The sequence below is a fragment of the Brassicibacter thermophilus genome (assembly GCF_055378355.1).
In genome coordinates, this window is record NZ_AP042446.1 from 17,860 (window position 1) to 41,639 (window position 23,780).

The following is a 23,780-nucleotide window of genomic DNA, read 5'->3' on the forward strand; positions in this document are numbered from 1 at the left end:
CTTATTATCATTATATTTATTCATTTATTTTAAATATATGTTTAATTCTTTTATCTTTTCAAATATTTTTTTAAATATATTCTTTAACCAAAATATAAATCCTTTTTCTTCCTCTTGAACTTCTTGAATTTGCTCTTCAACTTCCGGAGCTTCTATTTTATTAATCTTCATAACGAATTTAACTTTACCTTCCATATTTTCTTCAATACCTGAAAAATTATTATATCTTTTTGCAAGTTTAATAAGTTGATCTCTAGTTTCAAATAGTTCATCATAATCATCTGTTTTTTTATTTACTTCATCATATATTTCTTTTACACCATCTTCATGAAATTCATTATAACCATCATACAAATCTCCAAGACCATCTTTAATTTGTACTATAGCATCATCTAATGCGTCAGTAGCATCTATAAGCCCTTCAAGGCCTTTACCTAATTTTAAATGTCCATAGCTTAATGTTTCTAATCCTTCTGATAATTCACAAGCACCAATATTAAGAGCAACTAGTCCATCTTTAAATTGAACAACACCATCATCTAAATCTTTAACACCATCTTTTAAATCATTAGAACCATCAAACAATCTCTTTAAACCTTCTTTTAATTTACCAGCTCCTGTATCAAGATCTTTTGCCCCAGATGATAATTTGTCTAAAGCATCACTTAACATAGCTTTTGACTCAGCATTTTTTTTTTGCTGTATTCTCCGCAAATAACATTCCTATAGTTTTATCTTTATTTTCTTCTTGTTTTTTCTGTTCGATTAACTCTGCTATTTCATTTTGATAATTACTTAATACTTCCTCATAAAACTTATCTGTTAAATATATCATCCTATTTAACTTTTCCAACGTTTCTAATATAAAAGTTTTTTCTTCCTCACTTAAACGTAAACTTTCAAATTCTTTATTTACTTGATCTAACGTTTGATTTAAGGATATAGGTAATTTTTCTTGTATCTGTTTGCTAATTTCTGCATTTGCTACTGTACACGCTGAATCACCTACTAATTTCATACCTTCACGTACTAATTCAATTATCTTTTCCCTATCATCTAAGTTATAAACATTTTCATATACTGTTTCTATTAATTTTGATTCTGCGCTTAATAATTTATCTATTTCATCTTTAACTTTTTTATCTACTACGCCATATACTTCTTCTAATACTATCGCATCTTTTACTGTATCAGTTACTGTTGTTTGTATAATATCAGGTAAAGTCTCTTGTAATTCCCCAATTTTTTTATCTGCTTCAATTAATTTCATACCCTTTTCATTTATTGCTTCACTATCTTTAACTAATTCCTTTATGCCATTTACATCTTCTAAAGTTATTTCTTTACTAAACTCTAATAAGGGCCCTACTTTTTCTTCATTATCACCTAATTTTACTTCTAACTCGTGATTGAACTGATCTATTCCATATGAAAGTTCCGAAATACCACTTTTTAGTTCTGATGCACCATCATAAGCACTTTCGGTTCCATCAGCCAATTTCTCAGCACCATCTAATAAAGCTTCCAAGCCATCTTTCAGTATATTTACATTTCTTACTAAATCGTCAGTACCTTCTACAAGCTCTTTAGATGCTTCAAATATTTCATTACTTCCACTTTTTAAATCTTTGGTTGCATATTTTAAAGAATACATGCCATCATTGAATTCTACAAATTTATCTGATATCTCTGTAACTCCATAATTAATATCTTCTATTCCAGCTTTTACATCATCACTTGCATCTTTTAAATCTTTTACACCATCTTTTGCATCAATTATAGTACTATCAAATCTTTCAATATCTTCTAAGGCAGAAGCTTCTGGCAATGCAATTATTAAAATATCTCCCATTTCAAAATCTTCAACATCTGCTTCTAACTCTAATCTTTCAGGTAAATCAAAAATATCATCAAAATCTTCATCATTAATATCTAAACTGTCCTTCAACCCAGGCATTGCTGAGTAAGTTATCACTGTTTTATTACCATCATTTACTACCTTTCCTGCATTAGTCTTTACATTTTTACAATTATCAGAAGGAAAATTAATTACAGCAGCTACAGCAAAAGGTGTATATATTTTTTTTATTTTGCCATTAATTACAACATTATGATATTCATTATTTATTATTTCTAAAGTCATTTTAAACTTACCCGTTTTACCTCCTAGTTCTTCTGGCTTAATCTCTTTGCCATTTAAGCTATATGAAATTTTAACACTTAAAGGTAAACTTTTTTTAATTTTCCCTTGATAATAAATCTCACCCTTATCAGTTTTCCACGTTAAATTATTTCCATTTATTTCAGGTATTTCATCACCTTTTACATTTATAATGTCTTTAAGCAATGATTTATCATGTATCACAATCTTGTTTTTGTCTGAGTGCAGCCAATCACTTACTGTTATATCTTCAACTTTTCCTCCATAAGTTAAATTTACGTATACTGTCTCTTCTTTTGTAACTTTTGCCTGTGCAAACGCAGAATTAGTAAAAACTATTAAAATAGCCATTTGTAAACTTAATATTCTTACAAAATTTTTTTTCCTGAGCATCCTTTTATATCTCCCCTTTTTTAAATTTCAATTTAGGCTTATTTTTCCAATTCCTTGTAGTAGCTGAAACAAATTTTTCTGAAATTAACAAAATTGCTGGAAGCATTACAATTATAACTATCATACTTATTATGGCCCCTCTTGAAATCATCATAACAAGCGAACTTATTAAATCTATATCAGATATAAAAACAACCCCTATAGTAGCTCCAAAAAACGTTAAACCACTAGTTACTATAGATATTATTGAACCTTCAAGAGCTTTCTTCATAGCTTTATGTTTTTCATAACCATTTCTTATCTCTTCTCTAAATCTTGTAGTTAATAAAATAGCATAGTCTACAGTAGCACCTAGCTGTATACATCCAATAACTATTGAGGCAATAAATGGTATTTTTATTCCCATATAATATGGAATTGACATATTAATAAATATAGCAAACTCAATAGCACATACTAATAATACTGGTAGTGATATTGATTGAAATACAAACATAATTATTATAAATATTAAAATTATGGAAATTATGTTAACATTTTTAAAGTCTATATTTGCAACTTGTATTAAATCTTTAGTTAAAGCACCTTCTCCTGTTACCAAACCATTCTCATCATAGGATTTTATAATATTATTAATTTCATCAAGTTGTGCATTTTGTTCATCAGTTGCAGATTTATATTTAGAATTGACAAGTATTAAATTATATCCTTCTTTCTTAAATATATCTTTTAAATCGTCAGGAATAAACTCATCTGGTACAGTTGGCCCAATGAATTTATCATATGCTATTACGTTTTTAATCCCAGGAAGTTTCTCAATTTTATCTAATAATTCTTTTTTCTTATAAGAAGGAATATCGTCATTGATAACAATCATATGTGTAGTAGTCATATTAAATTCTTCTTTTAATTTATTGAGAGATACAATAGAATCCATGTCTTGAGGTAAAGATTCATCTAGTATGTTATAATAGGATTCCGTATTAAATTCACCGTATATAGCTGGTAAAAAAAGTAGTAAAAATAATATTATGAATATTTTATAGTATTTAGTTACAAAATATGACGTCTTTTTAAAATTAGGTAAAATTGTTTTATGCTTAAATCTATGTATCAATTTATTAAATGTTAAAATTAAAGCTGGCAATATAGTAATAGTAGAAATAACTCCTAATAAAACACCTTTTGCCATTACGATACCAATATCTTTACCTAAGCCTAACTTCATAACTACCATGGCTAAAAAACCAGCTATCGTTGTAATAGAACTACCACTAATAGAAACTGTTGTTTTAGCAATAGCTTCTGCCATGGCTTCATTGATATCTTTTGTTGTCTTCAATTCTTCATCATATCTATGTAATAAAAATATCGAATAATCCATCGTAACTCCCAATTGAAGAACTGCTGCCAATGCCTTTGTTACATGAGAAATCTCTCCTAAAAACATATTAGTCCCAAGATTATAAACTATTGCAAATCCTATAGAAATTAAAAATATTACTGGAATTATCGTAGATGACATAGTTAATGTTAATACTACTGCAACTAATATAACTGCCAACAATACATACGTAGGTGTTTCACTGTCAAACAAATCAATGGTATCTTTCATAAGCGCTGAAGAACCACTCAAAAAGCACTGTTTATTTATAATTTTTCTTATTTCTCCTATAGCTTCTTGAGTCTCATTTGCAGCTGTCGTATATTTAAACTTTATCATAAGTAATGTGAAATCTTTTTGGTAAAATATTTCTTTTAAATCACTAGGTAAAATTTCTTTTGGTATGCTAATATCCAACAAATCACTTATCCAAATAACATCTTCAACTCCATTAATTTCAGTTATTTTATCTTTAATATCTAATATATCCTTACCCTTCATATTTTCTATGACTAGCATTCCTATACTTGCATTATTAAATACTTCGTCTACTAAATCTTGTCCTTTCATAGAATCTAATTCTTCTGGTAAGTAAGTTAATATATCATAATTTATACTAGTCATAATAATACCATATAAAGATGGAAATAATAACAACAAAGCTATAATTAATATTAAAATTCGGTTTTGTGCTACGAACATTCCAAATTTTTTCATTTTAACTCTTCCCTTTCATAATTGTCATTTTAATTCCTCAATATTTTTCTAAGCATTTTATTAATTATATCTTGCATTTTATTAATTTAATTAGGTTTTTCATATATTATTGAAAGTAACATACAGAATTTCCAATTCTATTATTACAAATAAATTTTTCCAAATTTCAGCTTTTCCAATTCATCTTCTTCTAATCCTTTTATAAAATAATTTAAATAATCTCTAGTTAATTATCATCATCAGCATTTTCTAATACTTTTTTATACATCCCCAAGAAAAATTTTTGTAAATTATTTTTAACAGTATTTTATTTTTTTATATCCAATAATGTAATCAACAAATAAAATTATTGTATCAACAAGATTATCCTCACCAAATTTTTAGTTGTTTCATAAGCTTTTTTAACTATAAATTGCAATATTAAATGCAACACTTTGTAAGAAGAAGTATGGTATAGATATCTAAACTCTTTACGAGTTTCTACTTCTTTTGGTCCTAAATCTATACTTTTGCCCATAATTCGTTTATGTTTTTTGGAATGATGCTAACGTTACGACCAAGTTGTATTGCAATATATCGAAAGCTCTTTTCTTCAGCTAAAAGAGCTGCAATTTTTTCTCTCTCATATACATTTAGGCGTTTAAAAGAACGTCTTTTTGTAGTTCGATTAAATTGAACCATAGTGAAACCTCCCTGTATTTTGGGTTTAGAAAACTATATCATACAGGATTTTTCACTATGGTTCTATATTTTTTACCTGTTGCATTTAATTTTACAATAAACCACTATTCAATAAATCTTAGCCATATTTCAACTACAAATACATACTACCTCAATAATAACTATAAGTCAATATTTTTTGGTTCTATAATAAATGGGTTCTATAATAAATGTTGGGGTAGAGAAAGATGTGCCCTAACATTTATTTTTTCAAAATATAATGCACTTGCGAAATAAACCTGCTAAAATGTTAATTGGAAAAAACAACATACAAAGGAGGTTTATTCACAAGTGCAATCTAATTTTATCACACAATTATTAAATTTAGAAGGGGTTAAAATAACTAAAATATCACATGGTGATTCTTTTGTTAAAATCCATATTACAACCGATCCAAAAGAACATACTTGTCCTGCTTGTGGTGCTAAAACTTCTAAAATTCACGATTATAGAGAATAAACAATTAAGGATTTGCCTTTTTGTAGGTTCTTTGTATTGATGAGTTTAAGGGTAATGCAGAGACTGGAAAATATCATTGAAACGAATATCTTTTGGGCTTAAAAACTTTCATAGGTTCCGTAATAGGATTCTTCACTGTACTAGATAAATATCTAAAAAGTAAATACCTATATGAAGCCTACATTTTAGCTAGGTTTATTTAAGTGCACCCAAAAACACGTATAGCTTTATCCGCCTCAACCAAATGCAAAAATTAGAGCTAAAAATAGTAATGGAGTGTGATTTAAAAAAATCCCACCCCAAATATTGACAAAGAACCAAAAGGAACCACTTTTGTGGTTCCTTTTAATATATCACTATTCTCTCGCTTTATTTAATTTCAATACTTACATCCTCAGCTGGAGCAGATACTTCATTTACTTTGATTGCATCTTTTGAAATCTTTAATGTATCTCCAACAAATACATCATCATTAAATACTACTGTAAATGTAACAGTTGAATCTTCTTCATTAAATTCTATTCCACTAATATTACGTACTCCAATTTTTTCTGCTTCTGATATAGGTATAGCGATTTTACTTCTATCAACTTCAACATCAAATTCTGCTTTATCATCTAAGTCAATATCTACATAAACTGAAGCAGTAACTGTACGTCCGTAGTTAGCATCAGTACTTAATGTAGTTAATACAGCAGTATTAGGTTCTACTTCTATTTCTTCATCTTCATCTTCATCTTCACCTTTTGGATCTGTTGCTAATGCATATTCATCGTCATCACCAGTTAATTCTGTAGCACAACCTTCTATATCTTCGTCTTCCCAATATTTAAGTGCTACAATTTCTTCGTCTTCTACTACAAATTCTATAGCATACCCAAAGTCTAAATCAGTATAGCTTGCTTTCTCATCATCATAATAAACTGGTGCGTCTTTTGAAATCTTATAAGTTTTTTCACTGAAACTAAAGTCGTCACCATCTAAATCGCCTACTGCTACAGTTAAATCTCTTCCATCTCTATCTATTACCCAAGCAAATCCATCTACATTATTATAGTCAAGTACATGACCTATTAATTCATAATCAGTTTTAACATTAATTTCGTCACCAAATGCATCTAATTTTAGTCCATCTTCTCCTCTTTCTCTAAATACGATAAATGTTTCTGCATAATCTATTTCATCAAATGCGTCATCTTCATCATCTAAAACATATTCTTTGATACCTTCACCAGATACGTCTACAGTCAATGTCATTTCATCACTACTCATTTGTCTTTCTACAATGTATCCTACATATTTATCCTCGTCAGAAATACTGTCATAATTATTTACAAATACCATTAAGTCAACATCTTTTTCATGGTCTTCATCAGTGATAATTAATACATAGCAACCACTGTCTGCATTAGTTTCGTCTAAATCAGCCCATTTAACTACTTCTAACTCACTATCATCATAGTCTTCTTCTAGATAATCAGCATAATTTAAGTATACTGAACCTGATTCATTATAGTACTTACTGTAATCAGCACCAACTACCCTAATAGCATCATCTTCAAATGTATCTTTAGTATCTAATGTAGGTAATACATTATCTTCTTTTACCTCATTTAGATAATATACTCCATGACTTTCCTTTATATTCCAAACTTTTTCTATTTCTACTTCATCTCCAGCAGCATTTAGACTATATTTAACTATAGAACCTTTTTCTAGTTCGTCAAAATCCACATCACTATCAGAATCAAAGTCATAAACGTCTTTAACGCCATCCATAGTCCATAGTTTAACTGTTTCGTCACCATAGCTATCATCTGTTCCTATTATAACACCATAATCATCATTTGCCGTTTCAGTATCTGTTATCATGAAAGCTACTCTGCCTTTGAAATCCAAATATACTGAAACTTCTTCACCAAATGAATCGTCCCAAATATCGTCTAATGAACTATATCTGTGAACGCCTTTAGCACTATCTAGGTCATCATCAGTATAAGCAAATCTACTTGCTACTGAGTAACCATCACCATCAATAAATACTCTACTTCTAGTAAATCCAGAATTAACTCTACCAATTTTAACCTTTTCAAGTTCGCCAGTTACAGTTTGTTCTGGATCTGCTACTAATATATGAAGTATGTTATCATCTATTTCATCTTCATAGTAGTATAATACATTGTATTTTTCTATGTCTGAAAGCTCTAATTCAGTACCATCTTGTGCGAAGATGTCATAAGCATCATAATCATCAAGGTCTAACTCTAAATCAGTATCTAGGTCAACAGTATTATCAATGTCAGCATAGTCTATATCATAATTGTATGATAAAACATATTCTATTCTTTCTTTGCTTTCGTCTACATCTGTTACTATCAAGTTTACTTCTTCTGGTACAGCTATGTCTGCAAATACTATTTCGTCACCTTCTACAACTATTCTTTTAGCAAAAGCATAAGATACATCACTATCACTATATTCAGTGAAAACATCCCATGATTCTTTCCATTTACCTTTGCTAGTTATATCAGGTTCTACTCTTTCACCATTGATATAAACTACGGCACTTGAATCCCAGTCATAATAATCAATTGGTGCATCCCAGATAATCATTGTGCCGTCGCCTTCATCATCATAAGCTATACATCTGAAAACATCATCTGGGTCTGTTTCAACTTCTGCATATACTAACTTATCTTCATCAAAGTATCCTGTTATTTCCATTCCAAGTAAATCTTTTGGATCTACTGAATCTTCGTCAAAATAAACTTTAATTAATTTGTCATTGTCTTCTGCATCATATTTGTCATAATATTTATTGTCTATTTTTACATCATCTTTAAGGGCTATAACTTTTAACTCATCAGATTCAAGATTTCCATTCAACTCTGGAATTTCAACAACTCTTAAATCTTCAACTTTGTCAAGTTCTAATCTGTCTTCTAATAAAGTTATTTCTGTTTCTTCATATTCTGGATTGTTTGCTGTGTAAGATTTTATTTTTATAATCTCAGCATCTAAAGTGTTGTTTACCATCAATGCTAAGTCGCCTCTGTTTACAAATCCAGATGGACTAACCTTAACACCATCAAGTATTCCAACTTCACTTGCTTTAGCCAAATAATTTCCTGGCCAATCTCCAGGTAAAAATTCATCTCTGTAGCCTAATGCTCTTACTAATAATGTTGCAGCTTGAGCATATGTTATTTTATCAGTTGGATGGAATGTACCATCTCCCATACCTTTAACTAAGCCTTGATCTGCAGCTACATTTATATAACCTACAGACCATCTGTTGTTTTCAACATCTGTAAATTTGCTAGCCCCACTAGCTGCATCTGCAACGTCTCCTAATGCTAATGCTTCAATTACAACTTTTGCAAACTGCTCTCTAGTTGTCTCTAGCTCTGGATGGTATTTACCATCTTCCATACCATTTACTATGCCAAATGCTGATAATCTCTCAACTGCTTTCACTACTTCATCATTGTCTATGTCTGATACTAGTTCAGTAACATTATCTGATGAAGCTGCAAAAGCAAAGCTGAATGTACCTAGTACCATTGCAAGTACAAGTACTAATGAAAGAACTTTTTTCATGTTTTCAAAGACCTCCTTTGATATTTGTTTTAATTAAAATTTTTGAAGGATTAATATCTGGATTAGGAGTATCCTTCTAATCTCCCTAATCCTAAGGACTACGAAACAGGAATAATGCTAATCCCTGCATTCTATCCCTTATTATAGCACTTACATGATTGTCAGTCAATGAGACAATCATTTTTGTAATGCAAATGTAATATACATTATACTGCATCACCATGTTAACTACTATCTATTATATATCATTTTTGCAAGAGTAACATTACAATTATGTTACAGTTTAATTAAGGTAAGGGGACACACCTCTTTTTGAAGTCTAGCTTATTCTGTTGAGGTATGTCCCCAGTCGCTCAGTCGTTCTTTTTTATCTGTTTTTTGCTGCCTTTATAAATTCCCTAAATAATGGATGACTTCTAGTTGGTCTGGATTTAAATTCTGGGTGGAATTGGGATGCTACAAACCAAGGATGGTTCTTTAACTCTATTATTTCTACCAATTTCCCATCTGGAGATAAACCACTTATTACCATGCCATGCTCCTGTAATATAGATCTAAATTCATTATTAAATTCATATCTATGTCTATGCCTTTCGCTTATATTTTCTTCCCCATATGCTTCATATGCCTTTGTACCTTTTATAACTTTACATGGATATTTTCCAAGTCTCATGGTACCGCCCATTTTATCTATCTCTTTTTGTTCTGGCATAAGATCTATTACTGCATAAGGTGTATTTGGATCAAGTTCTGAACTATGTGCCCCTTTTAACCCAACAACATTCCTAGCAAACTCAACTACTGCCATCTGCATACCAAGACATATTCCTAAAAATGGTACCTTGTTTTCCCTAGCAAATTTTATTGCGCAAATTTTACCTTCAATACCTCTGTCTCCAAATCCTCCAGGTACTAGTATACCATCAGAGTCCTTTAATAGATCTTCACAATTATTTTCATCAAGGTTTTCAGAATGTATCCAGTCTATATCTACATTTACATCATTTGATATACCTGCATGTCTCAACGATTCTGCTACTGATAGGTATGCGTCTTTAAGTTCTACATATTTACCAACTAATGCTATCTTTATATTTCTCTTAGGTTTCTTTACTTTTTCCACCATCTTCTTCCATTCTGTTAAATCAGGCTTTCCACATTTGAGTCCTAAATGATTAATAACCATCTGTGGAAGCCCTTCTTCTTCAAGCAAAAGTGGAACATCATATATGGTTTCTGCATCAATATTTTGTACTACATCTGTTGAGTCAAGATCGCAAAACAAAGCTATTTTTTTCTTAAGTTCTGTACTTAATTCATGTTCAGTTCTACACACTACTACATCAGGCTGTATACCTATGCTTCTTAACTCCTTTACGCTGTGCTGTGTAGGCTTAGTTTTTAATTCTCCAGCTTTCGAAAGGTAAGGAACTAATGTTACATGAATATACATAACATTTTCTCTACCTACATCGTATTTTATCTGCCTTATAGCTTCAAGAAATGGTAGCCCTTCTATGTCTCCTACTGTCCCTCCTATTTCGGTTATTACTACATCTACATTTTTTTCTTCTGCCACTTGTGTTATTCTTGATTTTATTTCGTTTGTAATATGAGGAATAACTTGAACAGTGCCTCCTAAGTATTCTCCTTTTCTCTCCTTATTAAGTACCGACCAATATATTTTACCTGTAGTAACATTACTGTATTTAGTTAAATTAATGTCGATGAACCTTTCATAATGTCCTAAATCGAGATCTGTTTCAGCACCGTCATCCGTAACAAATACTTCCCCGTGCTGATATGGACTCATGGTTCCCGGGTCTACATTTATATATGGGTCAAATTTTTGTATAGTTACATTTAACCCTCTAGCTTTAAGCAATTGGCCTAAAGACGCTGCAGTTATTCCTTTCCCAAGGGAAGACACAACCCCCCCTGTAATAAAGACATACTTCGTTGGCAAAATAATCAATCCTTTCTATATGGTTAAAATATATAAACAGGGAATAGATTAATATTCCCTGTACCTTTAATTAATATTTAACTATTAAAGTTTATATAATTACTTTATGATTGTCAAGATTATTTGTTTGTTGTACTAGAAGTTGATGAAAGCACTTCAATAGCCTTTTGTAACTGTTTATCATTTTCTTCTTGTTGAAAATATTCTTTTAGAGCTTTTTCTAATTCTTCTTGAGTTTCTTTATTTAACTCTCCTTTAGAAATCAAGCCTCTATCGTTTTGAAATTTCTCAACAGCTTGATAAGTTTTGTATGTAAATACTCCATCTATTTTACCTGGATCATACCCTATTATATCTAGTATTTCTTCTGCAGCTAATACATTCAATCCTACATCATCTAATGAATTTGTTTTTGTATAGTCAAATGATGGTATCTTAGATAATCTATCTTTAATCTCATCTTCTATATTTTGTACCATTATATCAGGTTCTATTCCTTTTCCATCTATAGATCTCCTATTAGCTGTGAGGTATTCTGCTACAGTTATCTTAATACCCCCTCCTCTTTTTAATGAAAATATTTTCTGTACTGTTCCTTTTCCAAAGGTAGTAGTCCCTATAATTGTTCCTATTTCTCTATCCTGTACTGCCCCTGCAAATATTTCTGAAGCACTTGCACTTCCTTTGTTAACCAATACTGCTAAATCATATGGCGCTTTTTTTAGAAATGAATTATAACTTTTTATTTTTCCGTTATTATATTTTATATGTACTATAGGCCCTTCAGGTATAAAAAGCCTTGCTACATCTATAACCTGATTTAAACTTCCTCCAGGATTATTTCTTAAATCAACTATTATTTTTTTGACTTCTTTTTCATCAAATTCAGTTAATGTTTTATATATATTTAAGAAAGTATTGTCGTTAAACTGAGATATTTTTATGTACCCTATATTATCATCTAATATCTTGTATGTGATAGGGTTAGTCTTTATAATATCTCTAGTTATGGTAAAATATAATACACCTTCATTACCTTCCCTCATCACTCCAAGCTTTACATCTGTACCTGGCTCTCCTCTCATTAATTCTGCAGCTTTTTTGGCAGTAGAATTCCTCATGTCTATATCATCTACATATATTATTTTGTCTTCAGGTTTTATTCCTGCTTTAAATGCAGGAGTTCCTTCAATTGGTGAAATCACAGTTATGTATCCGTCTTTTTCAGTTATAATTATTCCTAAACCTCCAAAGTCACCTGACACATTTTCTTTAAGTTCGTTGTATTCTTCTTCATTATAGTATTTGCTATATGGGTCTAGCTGTGAAAACATACCCTTAAGTGCACCTTCTACTAGTTCTTCTTCTGTTATGTCGTGAACATAATTTTCTTGTATAAATTTCATCATTCTCCCAAGAAAATCTGAATCTTCTTGTATTATTGCATCTTGGGTAGTAGTACTATTTGTATCATCAGCATATACATTCCATGAAGGAAATGTTAAAAATATCATTGAAAAGATAAGTAAAATAGAAATATATGAAGTTGCAAACTTGTTTAAAGATATTTGTTGTAATTTAGTCTTTTTGTTTTGCATCATTTTGCCTCCTTATTAAGATATGTCCTCAATTTTTACTAATAATTGATGATTCCTTCTCTATAGTCTTCCTTTAAGTCTTCTTGTAAATATGTTATGAATCTATTTATAAATGCTGCTGCTTCTGCTCTTGTCATAGGTTCATTAGGATATATATATCCATCAGGTGTTCCTGTAGCAATACCTATCTGATCTGCCACATATATTGCCTTCTTTGCCCATGATGGTATATCTTTATCATCTTTAAATCTAGTATCAAATGGTGGATTAGGTGCTAACCTTTCAAGGCCTATTGCTCTAATAATTATAGTTATAGCATGAGCCCTTGTAAGCTCTCCGTCTGGCATAAATTTATTGTCGCCTACCCCGTTCATTATACCTCTTTCTTTAATTACCTTAATATAATTATAATCTGGATCATCAGTTGATACATCGTTAAACAATTGGGGATTTACTTCTGGTTTTGTATAAGATCTCTTAGGTGTGTCTTCTTCCTGATATAAATTAGTAGCTAAAGCTACCCATCTAGCAAAATCAGACCTTTTCATCTTTAATTCTGGTCCAAAATATTTTTCATTGTTGTCTACAACCTTTAATCCTGCTAATCGTTTTATATCCCACTCTGCCCAATGTCCTTTTATATCTTGGTATTTAGGTATAAATAACTTTTGTTGTGTAGGAAGGGTTTCAAAACGTTCAGTTCCGCTGCCATTATTTTTTCTGTCAGTAACTTCCCCATCTTTTATCCGTGGAAGACTGTATGTATACTTCATGATTGTTTCTTCTTTCTCTGTAAGAGTGTACCCATCACTGAAGCTAGTTTGATAAGGAAGATTTTCAAAATACTCCATCTTTCTTGTTCTATTAAATGAAAGGTCTATATCTGCATAACCATACCATTTTATAATATCATCGTCAATCTCTCTTTTAAAGCTTATATCTCTGTGAATCTTTTGAGTTTCAGTTGCCCCCCATGAATGATTATATCCATATATGTTTCCAGTTATATTTACTGTCACTTCTCCTTCTCCATCATTTATGTCATATGTTTTATCTCCTAACCAATTTCCTGCATAATATGTCACTATAGGTTGTTTATCATCTACTGCAGAATTGTGGAGAACGTAGCTAGTTAAGGTATATGTAGTAGTACCATCTTCATCTTCTACTGTGATTTCTTCATCAAAATCTGTAACGTCATTTACCTCTACAGTTTGTCTGCTTTCATCATCATTGTCTATGATTCTGTTTAAGTCAATTTCTCTTTCTAATTCTACTTTTCCATCTTCGCTTGTTAACTCATATTCATAATTAAGTTTTTTGTCTGTAGACTTTATTTTTACTGTCCCCTTAAGGACTATTGGCTCTCCTGTAAGAAATATAACTTCTTTATATTCTTTGACTTTTTTATAATCTATTTCGTTTTTGCTTATACCCCCTTCAAACCCTGCATTATATACTTCACCATATACAGTACCAGCCATAGCTAAAACTATAAACACAGTTAAAAACAAAGATACAAGCTTTTTCTTCATATACTGCCACTCCTTCCTTATACATTAATGTATGGGGACACACCTCTGTTTATGGCTATCCTTTGTAGCCGAGGAATGTCCCCAGTCCTATCTTATGTCCCCGATTTTATCTTACTACGATAATATAGCCTACATCATTTCTTCTTAGAATATATAAACTATCACTATCTGTAATATCATCTACATCAATTTCTCTTCCATCTTTAATGATAATAGCATCCTCTAATTTAAGCTGTATTTTAGCTCTATTTACATTCCATTTTTCCTTAAGTTCATTCCAATCTCTGATGTTTTTTAGCAATACTTCTTCATCATCTAAATCTATACTTTTTACATCAGCTATTGATATTACTTGTGCTTCATCATCGTCTTTATCAATTATACCCATAGCTATAACCATATCATCGTACTCAACTACATAAGCATATTTTCCATAATAGTTATCACTTCTTCGTTTATTCTTTAAAAATCTACTGTTTGTAAATTCTTCAACATCGACTTCACTTACTTCATCATCTCTAGTATCTATAATCCATGTATCTTCACTAATATTGAAAGGTATTTGTTTCGAGCTATAATCCCACTCTGTGCCTTCAAGTACATCATAATCATCTAATTCAAAATCGTATTGACCTATTTCATCTATTCTACCTTTATATACTATTACTTCAGCTACAGGTAAACTCTCTACTGAAATAAACGCTGCTATTTTTTTATCACTGCCATGGGTGATGGCAAATATATCATCGTCTTCATTGAGATTATATGGATCTATAAGCTTACCGTCTTTTACTATTATGGTACTATCATCATAATACATATCATTATAATCTACTTTTATTCTTTTATCTCCAAAAGCTATTTCCTGTATAGAATTTGTATATTTTCTTTCATATCCATCTTTTAATACTATCTTCATAGCCTCTTCTTTACCAAAATCGTCTTGGGTAATTATATAAGCTTCTCTACCTAAGTAACTCTTTATATTTTCTTCAGCTAACTTACGTCCATTATAATATATGTCAGTATTATAGCTTAATGGCATTTTAGTATATCCGTTATAATCTTCCCACTTTGTATGGTCATAGTATTTCACATCTTTAAGTACTATTTCTCTCCTAGAGGAATTGTGTTCTATAATTGTAGCCTTAAGAATATTTTCTATCTGCTTGTCAGGTTCAGCGATATATGCTTTTATAGGGTTATTACCTTCATACTGGTCAAACTCCAGTCTTACTATATCTCCTTCTTTTATATTTTCAAACCCTACATTTAAGCCACCTTTCATAACTGGTGTAAATGGTGTGAGAGTAAAGACATTCTGTGTATTATCATTTAAAAGTGTAAGGGTGTTTTTATTTTTATCTATATAAAGAACCTTGCCTATATATATCCTTTCCCCAGGATGAATATAACCTTTTTCACCTTCATCTAAATAACCATCAAGTTTTATAATACTACCATTGCTAATATTTGCAACTACATCTTGTCCATATATAAAATCGTCAAGAGTTGCTAATTTATTATTTATAAAAATATTTGCTCCAAGGGATAATGGAAGTTTATATATATTACCATCGTAATCCATAATAGATAATGTGCCATTATCTTTGTCGATTTCTTCAACAGTCCCTTCAAGTATAGAAGGTTTTGTATTTAATACCTGCATAAAAACTACCTGTCCCTGAGGATTTACGTAATATTTAACATAATCAAATACTTCTACATAATTGGGCAATAACTTATTGTCTTTATAAGATATAAAACCTCTGTTTAAAGAGCTATTTTCAGATTCTCTAGTTATTACAGATGAAACAGTACCGTCATCGTTCTTGATTTTCACTATCTTTTCTATAGTTTTATTATTATCTATATATTCATTATTAGTTTCTATATCATCAATTATGCCTGTATATATTCTATAACCTTGCTTAGTGAGCAATTCTTCATGAATATTGTCTAATAGTTTTGCCATTTCTCCACGTGTAAAATATGATTTAGGATTAAAATAGCCTTTGTCATCACCAGTCATTATTCCTTTTTCGATAATTGCTTCTATATAAGGTATGTTTTCTACGGATAACTGCTGCCAGTCTTTTAAATTGTATACTCTCTGTAAATTATCTCTCGATATAGGCTGTATTGCTAATGCTCTAGATACCCACAAGGCTATTTGTTCTCTATTTACAGGCTTTAACCATGTATATTTTTTCTCTATCTTTTGGGTTAATTGTCTTTCTATATTATTTAACTGGTCTTCTGTGAGGTTCATATTATTGTAATATTGCCACATACTTTTATCAAGCTCAATATCAATATTATATTGCTGAGAATCAGTTATAGTTTCAATATTACGAACTTCTTCATCAGTAACTATCCCATTATCTTGAGCTACTTCTATATAACCTTGTGCCCAGTAATCCCAAGGGCTCATTATAGTATATCCTCCAGTATCTGATTTATCTACTAAATTTTGTCCTCTATCATAAGCCTCTTGTTCTAGCCCTAATAAACGGGCTAGAAGAATGAGAGCATCTTCTCTTGTGAGAACTCCAGATGGGTTAAAGTTTTCTTCTCCCATTCCTCTTATTATGGATAATGCAGCCATCTTATTTATAGAATCTTTTGCCCAATGATTTTCTATATCTTTAAAGATTATATTTTGATACAAGGCTTTATATGATGAAAGCCCTTCATATTCATTACCTTCTGCAGACGCTTCTGTAATAGGTAATAGTGGCAATATGAGTAGTATTGATAACATTATTGATATTATCTTTTTCATCTTATGCAACTCCTTTGTTAAACACTAGGAATAGTTGTTTTGCTTAACTATTTTTTAGTTATTCCTATAATTTTTGAATCTTCTTCTATATTTCCGTATATTTTATATACAAATTTACTCATACTGTAATCTACTGCAGTGTTTACAGTATCGCTATATTCTTCTAATTTATTTTCTTCTGGGTTAAATTTGTACATATATATATTATCTTCCTCTACCCCATCTTGATCTACTGTTAGTCCTATATTTATTCCCCTATATACTTTTATCGCTTCCATTTCTCTATCTCTTTGAAGTAATATTTTTACTTCATAAGCATCAGTTATGGCTTTTTCTTTTCTACTTAAACTCTTTATCATTCGACTTTTCTGTTCTTTGCTAATTCTAGATAACATTATTATAACATTTGTGTCGTCATCATCTGTGCTTCTGTAATATGTGCTAGCTTTTAAATTATACATAGAAACATAAGCATTAATATCTCTGGCTAATACCGACACCCCTCCTTTACCTTTCTTAATAGCCTTTATAGGGATATTTATCTGTATTTTATCATAGTCTTTATACAACGAGTCAGTAATATCTGTACTATATTCTCCACCATCATAGTCTGTAGGCAAGTCTATGAATATTCCACCGTCAGCATATCTTATTACTGTATTTTTTATTTCTTTTTGGTCGTATTTATCGTCTCCTTCATCTTCTTTAGATTTTAAAGTTGTAGCATAAGCATAGTCATAATCAAGTGATTCTCCATATTCATTTATAGCCCACAGCTTAAAATAATACTTTGTATTTGGCTCTAAATCTTTAATGATATATTCTAGCTCTGTAGTTTCTGCTACAAATTTATAATCTCCTTTTCGTGATTTTCTGCCAAATCCAAATATTTTATATCTTGCTGCTCCAGGAGTATCATCCCATTTTAATACTATCGACCTTTCATGACCAGGATATGCCCTAAATCCTGTAGGTTCATCAGGAATTGGTAATATATATGTTACCGTAGTTTCATCCCAACCTCCGTCAGTATTTTCTACTCTTAATATTTTTTCTCCTAATTCACCAGCTGGGCTTATAAATTCTAAAGTATTTTCATCTATAAGTTTAACATCTGTTCCTTCTACACCATCTATATACACCTTGATGCCTTCTAAAAACATACTTCCTCTAACTGTAATAGTTTGTCCTCCTGTATTGTGTATATTTCTAGGACTTACACTTGTTATAATTGGATTTGAATAATAGGTAAAAGCATTAGGTGCAATTACTTCTCCCAATTCCCTATTGTTTCTTACCATAACATCTACTGTGCCCAATGCATCTCCCGGTGGAGTAATAACTACTAACTTTTTATATGAAGATTCTTCAAATAAAATAGTAGCTTTTTTACCGCCAAACCTTACTGTTATATCTTCAAGCCTAAAATCATTTCCTTCTATAACAACTGTATCTCCACCTGCTATGCTGCCCTTGTTAGGTTCTATAGAGTCTATAACTGGATTGCTTTCTCTTGCTCTATATACATAGTATGCTGGTGCTTTTTCTTCTCCTTCACCGCCTATATTTGATCTAGATGAATCGGCTATTCCACCGTCTTCATTAATAACTATGATTTTTAAAAGTTTATTTACATCGTCTTCCTTGCCTTTTGGTGATTTTACTAAAATCATATCGTCATCGTTACTTCTACTCAATACCTCTGCTTCCTGACTTCCTATCATAACTCTTACACCTTTTCTAAAGTCTTTACCAAAGATAGCAAATGTTATTTCTCCGTCTATTGTAGATTCAACCATGTAGTAATCTAATATCTCTGAATCCTTTATATTTACAGGTGTTTTAGGGTCTATATCAGTTATTATTGGGTTGCTGTTTGGATTTTTTACTGTTATACTTCCCTTTCCAGTACCACCATCTCTATTTACAACACTTACTGTTTTTTCTCCTACTTCATCCATAGGTGGTGTAATAGCTATAATAGTATTTTCATCTATATAATCAACTTTAGGTGATAATCTTCTAGTAACTGTCAGTTTTTTATCCTTTAATTCAATCTTTATGCCTTCTTTATTATCTGTTTCTTCTGATGTAGAAAGCAGTATTATTCTCGATTCTCCTAAGTTCATTTTAAGAGACGCTTTCTCTTTTCCGTCTAATTTTACAAATACATTGTATCGTGCATTCGGGTCTGTATTGTCATATTCAACTTGAAGTTTACCTATATTTGTAATAGCATAGCCTCCAGAAATGCTATCTGAATCATACTCATCTCCAAATATTACTTCAATGTCTATATCTCCTTCTGCTTCTCCCTCTATCCCTTTCATGAAGTCTGCACCAAGTATAGTTATTTCTTCTCCACCTAATTTTGGTATAGTATCAGGAGTAATAGTATCTATTTTAGGTCTGGATTTTTCGTATGTAAATCCGCCTTTTGCCACAGCAGTACCAGCATCTGGATTTACTAAAACTACATCAACTCTTCCTCCTTCAAGATATGGAGGTGTAATTACTATAATCTCAACATCACTAACATATCTTACACTTAATGCTTCAACTCCGTTAAAGTAAACTCTTGAAGTCGGTTCCCCTTCATCCCATTTATTATTTTCATTTAAATCAACATATCTAAAATCTTCACCTTCTATTGTTATACTCTCATTACCTGCTGTAGAACCTGTGTTTGGATCTATGTTTTTTATTTTAGGAAAACTTCCCGGTACCCTAAATGTAAATCCATCTCTTACAGTATCAGATCCACCATCATAATTTACTACTGTAACTGGAACAACTACACTATCTGTTATTTTTTCATCTATTTCATAGCTAGGAGTAGTAACTGTTATCTCTGTACCATCTCCATTTACTTGTGGATTTATTCCTTTCTTTTCGCCAAAATAAACGTCTATGCCTTCTTTAAAATTACTTCCTTTTATTGTTACTATAGTGCCACCATCCCTTGACCCTTGGTTTGGTGATATTTCGGTTATCTCAGGATAATCCTGAGGATTTAGATATTCAAAACCATCTTCTACTATGAAGAAAGCAGTATCTGGATTTAACACTTTTACATCTTTCATCCCTAGAGGAAGATCATCTGGTAATACTACTCTTATAGTCTGCCTATCTATAATATATACCTCAGAAACAACTGTGCCATTTTCTTTTTTAGTAACAATCTCATCATCATTGAAAAATACCCTTGTCCCAATTTTTTCATCATCATCTGTAGAACTAGGATCAGGCAATACAAAATCATCGCCTTTTATAAGCACCTCAGTAAATGGTCCTCCTTTATCTGGTGCTATAGTTGTAATAATAGGTATAGTATTTATTGCAGTATATGTGTATTCTCCTTCAGCAGTACCACCATCTGAGTTTATAACTTGTACAGTTTTTGTTCCTTCTGTACCTTTTGGAGTTATTATAGTTATAATCTGTGCATTTTCACCATTATATGTTGTTCTCTCTACATTTTTAACTTCAGCCATTTCTCCGTCAATAGTTACTATAAGTAATATTTCTTTAATGTTATAATCAAAATCTTTACCTATTATTTTTACTTCTTCTCCACCATCTACACTACCTCTATCTGGATTTATCTCAAAAATCTCTGGGTTCGATTTTGGTTTTTTATATTCAAATCCATTTTTATATCTTGCATATCCACCATCTGGGTTTATAACAATTATATCTCTATATCCTTCATTTTCTGGTTTTACTACTGGCATTTTAACTACCATTCTTGTACCGAGTTTTTCTTTTACCCCGTCTGGATTTATGAGCTTATCATCTTTTTCAAGAGTTACCTCTTTAAGCTCTGCTTTGTATTTATCGTATGCTGGTTGATTTAATCCATTTAATATTTCTTCTGTTTCTATGCTATCAGGTACAACATACACTACCGGCTTTTCAACAACAGTATTTAAGCCTTCATCTATATATGAATTTACTAAAAAGTTTTTACCATTTATTACTACTATAGGTTGCATATTAGGATGCGTCTCCGTTGCCGTTGAACCATAACTTGGTGAAACTCCATCTATTACAGGAGTACTTATGTATTCAAACTGCCTTGCAATTATTCTATTTTCAATGTCTTTATTTTTCTTCTCATAATCCTCTTCTTCTTCATCTACAAAAGGATTTTCTTCTTTAAATTCAGCTAAAGTTTTAGTCCTTCCTCCATCAGGATTTACAACCAATACTGTTACTGGCCCAAGAGCATTTATATTTGGTACTTTTACTTCTATCCTGCTTATTGGTTTATCATCTACTGACCCTTCAAGATCTATTACCTCTAACACTTCTCCCTCATTACTAGGTATCAATAATTCATTTAAAGGTTTATCATCTTCCTTGAAAAAATACACTTTTGCACCTGATCTAAAATCCAATCCATAGATATACACTGTGCTACCTTGTGGACCTTTTGCCATAGTAATATTATCATCTATAGAAGGAATATTATTGTACTTTTCCGTATCTACAACTTCAAGCCTTGGTTCACTAGGTACAAGCTTATACGTAAACTTTTCAGGAACAACTTCTTTCTCTGTATATTGGTCAATTATTTTTTCATTCTCTGTTCCATAGGTAGATTTTTCTATGTATTGTGTTTCTATTTCAACTGTAACGTCTACATCTGTATCCTCTCTAGGTTTTAAAGTGATTTGAGGTACTTTTACTCTAATAGTTTGAGTTCCATATTTAGGGTCTATTATAGTAATATTTTTGAGAGAAACATCCTCTTCAGAATTAATAAGTTGTATTCCTGCTAGCTCTCCTCCAAAATATACCTTTAAAGTTCTTTCTCTTACTACAGTTTTTTCTTCTCCAGTATTAGGGTCTTTGTAAGTAAAAGGTTCATTGTTACCTTTTATAAACGTCACAACTGTTTTTTTATCTTCACCATCAGATACCTCTACTAGCTCTACGTCTTCTTCATCTGAAACAATAGTCCCTTCATCATTTTCTGTTGTCCTTTGAAAGTTTCTTCCTGTAATAGAAACTATCTTTCCACCTATTTCATAGTCCCAATTTGGATTAATACTAGTTACTACTAGTGAATTCTCTACTTCTGTATATCTATAGCCATTTGGCAATATCGCCTGTCCGTTATCTAATGGATTTATCACTGTTACATCTACAGTTCCTATATAATCTGATGGTGGTGTTATTGCCTTAAGTACAGTCACATCATCTGTAGTCATTTCTGCATCAAGCTCAACTTCTGTTGCATATTTGTCTCCAAATTTAACCTGCATATTTGAATTTAAGTTAGTACCTTTTATTCTAACTAAAGTGCCACCTTGTTTCGTCCCTGCATTTGGCGTTACCGACTCCACTGTAAATGAAATTGGTTTTGGTAAAACTAGCAATGCACCAACTAATGTCACTGCTGTGTTTTCTGCTGTATTCACAACTTTTACATTTTGATAATCATTGGGAAATATTTGAGGTACAGTGATTTTTATTTGATTTTCATCCATACTAATTATATTAGCTTCTTGTTCTCCTATGTATACCTTTAAATTGGTATCTTCACCTGTACCTTCAGTTGGGAAGCTACCATATATAGTTAAATTACCCCCTACGTTTACATTTAAACTTGAAAGATTGGTTATATCATGTTTTGCAATATTTATAGTTTGTGTAAATGATGCAGAACCACCAAATTTATTGTTTATAGTTACCTCATATTCTTTATTATGATCAAAATCCTCTGGTTTTTCTGCTTTTATATATTCTCCTCTTTGAGATTTTACCTTAGCAAAGTAGGTTTTCCCATTACCTTCTAATTTTACATATTCATCAATATTGACATCTTCACTTCCTGAACTGAAATTTTTACCATCTATTTCTATGTAAGTATTCTTCTCAGTTTTAAATTTATCATCCTCATAAATAATTTCCCCATTTTCATCTCTTACAATTTTTATCTCCGTATTAGTTTTAATACCTGTAATCTCTGGGTCCTCTATGTATTGAAAAGAAATAGAATCAGAACCCCAGTCTGTTCTGCTTATTACTAAACGTGCTCCCCCAACATATCCTCCTTTAGAAGGAGGTATATATATTGATATTTTATTATTCCCTGGAGGGTCTATATTCTCTTCCTTTATATTAACAATTCTTCCATTATCATCATAGCGAATATATGCTTCTATCTCGTTCTTGCTTGTCCCAAATCCAGTCCCTGTTATTTCTACAACCTTACCATTACCAGCAGAGACCTTATCAGGACTCATACCGTTCCTATCGATGGAAAAAACTTTCTCTTCATCTTCAGCAAAAGCCGTCATATCTCCTATAGGCATATATGTAATTATCATTATAAAAGATAGGATCAGTGCAAATATCTTTCTCTTTATATTCATAGTATCACTCCTTTAAAACATGGGGATAGTTTTCTTGTATTTTATATAATATTATCGGCAGATTAGATACTATTCTTTA

11 protein-coding genes are annotated in these 23,780 nt (G+C 31.1%); 1 reads left to right on the forward strand and 10 read right to left on the reverse strand.

What is annotated here, in order from left to right:
• Window positions 1–24: 24 nt before the first annotated feature.
• The 4 genes from ACZ41D_RS00080 to ACZ41D_RS00095 all read right to left on the reverse strand — a co-directional run bounded on the left by ACZ41D_RS00080 (window position 25) and on the right by ACZ41D_RS00095 (window position 5,336).
• Complete coding sequence (locus ACZ41D_RS00080; protein WP_464151901.1) at window positions 25–714, reverse strand: hypothetical protein; 690 nt, start codon at window positions 712–714, stop codon at window positions 25–27.
• Complete coding sequence (locus tag ACZ41D_RS00085; protein ID WP_464151902.1) at window positions 683–2,554, reverse strand: synaptonemal complex protein 1; 1,872 nt, start codon at window positions 2,552–2,554, stop codon at window positions 683–685. The genes ACZ41D_RS00080 and ACZ41D_RS00085 overlap by 32 nt, the downstream gene beginning before the upstream one ends.
• Before the next feature lie 4 nt (window positions 2,555–2,558).
• Window positions 2,559–4,655, reverse strand: coding sequence for an efflux RND transporter permease subunit (locus ACZ41D_RS00090; RefSeq protein ID WP_464151903.1), 2,097 nt, complete (start codon window positions 4,653–4,655; stop codon window positions 2,559–2,561).
• A gap of 501 nt (window positions 4,656–5,156) precedes the next feature.
• Window positions 5,157–5,336, reverse strand: a complete 180-nt coding sequence (locus ACZ41D_RS00095) for a helix-turn-helix domain-containing protein (RefSeq protein WP_464151904.1) — start codon at window positions 5,334–5,336, stop codon at window positions 5,157–5,159.
• A gap of 330 nt (window positions 5,337–5,666) precedes the next feature.
• Between ACZ41D_RS00095 and ACZ41D_RS00100 the strand changes: the two genes are divergently transcribed.
• A complete protein-coding gene (locus ACZ41D_RS00100; RefSeq protein WP_464151905.1) occupies window positions 5,667–5,834 on the forward strand; it encodes a hypothetical protein in 168 nt (55 codons plus the stop codon).
• 369 nt (window positions 5,835–6,203) lie between these two features.
• On the opposite strand, the gene ACZ41D_RS00105 is transcribed toward ACZ41D_RS00100, so the two are convergent.
• From ACZ41D_RS00105 to ACZ41D_RS00130, 6 genes are all read right to left on the reverse strand, one after another.
• Entirely contained in the window at window positions 6,204–9,434 is a 3,231-nt protein-coding gene (locus ACZ41D_RS00105; protein ID WP_464151906.1) for an S-layer homology domain-containing protein, read from the reverse strand.
• A gap of 367 nt (window positions 9,435–9,801) precedes the next feature.
• Window positions 9,802–11,400: a CTP synthase gene (locus ACZ41D_RS00110; RefSeq protein WP_464151907.1), complete on the reverse strand. Its 1,599-nt coding sequence runs from the start codon at window positions 11,398–11,400 to the stop codon at window positions 9,802–9,804.
• 119 nt (window positions 11,401–11,519) lie between these two features.
• Entirely contained in the window at window positions 11,520–12,998 is a 1,479-nt protein-coding gene (locus ACZ41D_RS00115; RefSeq protein ID WP_464151908.1) for a S41 family peptidase, read from the reverse strand.
• Between the two features lie 38 nt (window positions 12,999–13,036).
• Window positions 13,037–14,533: an S-layer homology domain-containing protein gene (locus ACZ41D_RS00120; protein WP_464151909.1), complete on the reverse strand. Its 1,497-nt coding sequence runs from the start codon at window positions 14,531–14,533 to the stop codon at window positions 13,037–13,039.
• 106 nt (window positions 14,534–14,639) lie between these two features.
• A complete protein-coding gene (locus tag ACZ41D_RS00125) occupies window positions 14,640–17,318 on the reverse strand; it encodes an S-layer homology domain-containing protein (protein WP_464151910.1) in 2,679 nt (892 codons plus the stop codon).
• Window positions 17,319–17,365: 47 nt separating this feature from the next.
• Window positions 17,366–23,701 carry an IPT/TIG domain-containing protein gene (locus ACZ41D_RS00130; protein WP_464151911.1) on the reverse strand — a complete coding sequence of 2,112 codons (6,336 nt, stop codon included), beginning with the start codon at window positions 23,699–23,701 and terminating at the stop codon, window positions 17,366–17,368.
• Between the last annotated feature and the right edge of the window lie 79 nt (window positions 23,702–23,780).